Below are 260 nucleotides of genomic sequence, written 5' to 3'. Positions count from 1 at the left end.
TACCGGATTGCCTGGCGCTGGAATGGGGTCTTTTTCTTCTTGGTGGTGCCGATGCTGGCGTTGTGGATCGGGGTGTTGGGGCAGTGGTTATGAGAAGAGTTACAAGCTTCAAGTTACGAGCTACAAGGCGCGTGCGAGCCACGAATAAACTGCCAAGCCATGCCCGCGTTACAGCGTTTGCTGCAACGCGGAGGAAAGCGCTGGTCGGATGGCTATACCGTTCTCCGTGCCTTGTATCTTGCAGCTTGAAGCTTGTAGCT

This window comes from Alcanivorax sp. UBA3183 (assembly GCF_002364155.1).
Classification (GTDB): domain Bacteria; phylum Pseudomonadota; class Gammaproteobacteria; order Pseudomonadales; family Alcanivoracaceae; genus Alcanivorax; species Alcanivorax jadensis.
Note: the sequence above shows the minus strand (reverse complement) of the source record.